Origin of the sequence: Roseobacter sp. HKCCA0434, from assembly GCF_032464675.1 — a bacterium.
Taxonomy (GTDB): domain Bacteria; phylum Pseudomonadota; class Alphaproteobacteria; order Rhodobacterales; family Rhodobacteraceae; genus Pontivivens.
The window spans coordinates 1-1,897 of record NZ_JAWDKL010000057.1 but is presented as its reverse complement, the minus strand read 5'-3'; the positions used below and the strand labels follow the sequence as shown (position 1 = coordinate 1,897).

Genomic DNA, 1,897 nt, shown 5'->3' with positions numbered 1-1,897 from the left:
GCCGAGCAGGGTTCCGGCGAGGCCCCCGCCGACACCGCCGATGCGCGCGCCCGCGGTGCCGGCCTGCCGCGTCACCTCTATCCGGCGGGCGTCGAGCACGGTGCAGTCGGTGACGAGGCCGAGCGCGCCGGAGCTTTGCGGGCCGCTGGCGACTTGCGGCGCGGGGGCACAGGCGGTGAGGGCCGCGAGGGCGGCGAAGGCGATACGGTACATCTGGTGTCCCTTCCTGTCGGTTTGACGGTCAACGCCGTCGGGCCGGGGGAAGTTCGGTCACGAGGGCGTGGCGAGGCGGCCGACGCTCATCTCCCGCTTGCGGCCGTGGCCGGGGACCTTGCGCACGGCGAAGCCCGCGGCGGTCAGCGCGCGGCGGACGGCGCCTGCGCTGGTATAGGTGGCGAAGCTGCCGCCGGGGGCGGTGTGGCGCGCGACCTCGGCCATGATTTCCTCGCGCCACATCTCGGGGTTGCGCGCCGGGGCGAAGCCGTCGAGGAACCAGGCCTCGGCGCTGCCCTCCCAGGCGGGCAGCGTTTCGGCGACGAGGCCGATGCGCAGCTCCACCCTCAGGGGGCCGATGGCGAAGGGCGTGCCGGTCGGATCGTAGCCGTCCAGCAGGGCGGCGCGCTGAGGCCCGAGTTGCGCCTGCCAGGGCAGGGTGGCGCGGGCGATCTGGTCGCGGGTCAGGGGGAAGGCCTCGAAGCTGGTGAGGTGCACGGGCATCTCGCAGATCGCCGCGAGGGCCATCGCGTTGAGGCCGGTGCCGAAGCCCAGTTCGGCGACGTGGAAGCCGGGGCGCAGGCGCGTGGGCAGGTCGTTGCCGGTGAGGAAGACGTGCCGCGTCTCGGCCAGCCCGTCGTCGAGCGAGTAGTAGGGATCGTCGAAGGCGCGGGCCACCGGCACCGCGCCGCGCCAGTCGAGGCGGGACTCGTCATCTGTCATGGCTGGGCCTATGGATTGCCGCGAACGGGCGAGAGGTGGCACGCATGACACGTCGCGACAAGGCGGAACTGGTGATCGTGGGGGCGGGGATCTTCGGGCTCTGGACCGCTTGGGCGGCGCTCCGGCGCGGGCTCGACGTCACGGTGCTGGAGGCGGCTGAGGTGGTCGGCGCGGGGGCGAGCGGCGGGGTGGTCGGCGCGCTCGCCCCGCACATGCCCGAACGCTGGACACCGAAGAAGCAGTTTCAGCTGGAGGCCTTGCTGGTCTTGCCGGACGAGTTGCGGGCGGTCGAGGCGGCGGCGGGTCTGCCCACTGGGTTCCGCCGTGCGGGGCGGATCGTGCCGCTGGTCAGCGAGGCGGCGCGGGTGCGGGCGAAGGCACGGCTGGCCGATGCCGCGGCGCGCTGGCCTGTGGACCTGCCGATGCGGCTGGGCGGGGCGGACGACTGGCCGGGCTGGCTGGCGCCGGAGGCTGCACCGTTCGGCATCGTGGAGGACGCGATCACCGCACAGCTCGACCCAGCTGCGACCTGCCGCGCGCTCGCCGCGGCGCTGGAGGCGGGGGGCGTGCGGGTCCGCTATGGCTGCGCGGTGCGGGCGGTCGGACCGGGGCGCGTCGAGTGGGACGGCGGCGGGATGGACGCGGAGGCCGTGATGCTCGCCGCCGGGGTCGCGGGGTTCGACCTGATCGCGCCGCTGGTGGGCGAGGTGCCGGGGCGGGCGGAGAAGGGGCAGGCGCTGCTGCTCGATCTCGACGGAGGCGTGCGCCCGCTGATCTATTCGAACGGGCTCTACGTCATTTCGCATGACACGGGGGGCGTGGCGGTGGGGGCGACGAGCGAGCGGGTGTTCGAGGGGGACGGGCCCGATGCGATGCTCGACGACGTGCTGGCGCGCGCGCGGGCGTTCTGCCCGATGCTGGCGGGGGCGACGGTGCGGCGGCGCTGGGCGGGGCTGCGCCC

Annotated in this window: 3 protein-coding genes; 1 reads left to right on the top strand and 2 read right to left on the bottom strand. The window is 74.7% G+C overall.

All coding sequences use genetic code 11. From position 1 onward, the window contains the following. Both RX333_RS17210 and mnmD read right to left on the bottom strand, forming a co-directional pair. The coding region (locus tag RX333_RS17210; RefSeq protein WP_316016197.1) for a hypothetical protein at positions 1–213 on the bottom strand (213 nt) is incomplete at its 3' end. A 57-nt stretch (positions 214–270) separates the two neighbouring features. Beyond that, complete coding sequence (gene mnmD / locus RX333_RS17205; RefSeq protein WP_316016196.1) at positions 271–936, bottom strand: tRNA (5-methylaminomethyl-2-thiouridine)(34)-methyltransferase MnmD; 666 nt, start codon at positions 934–936, stop codon at positions 271–273. A 44-nt stretch (positions 937–980) separates the two neighbouring features. Between mnmD and RX333_RS17200 the strand changes: the two genes are divergently transcribed. After that, positions 981–1,897 (top strand): FAD-dependent oxidoreductase (locus RX333_RS17200; RefSeq protein WP_316016195.1); only part of this gene is annotated, 917 nt, incomplete at its 3' end.

What these genes read in the sequence shown, in the direction of transcription:
- mnmD (WP_316016196.1), bottom strand. Translation starts at nt 936, where the DNA reads ATGACAGATGACGAGTCCCGCCTCGACTGGCGCGGCGCGGTGCCGGTG.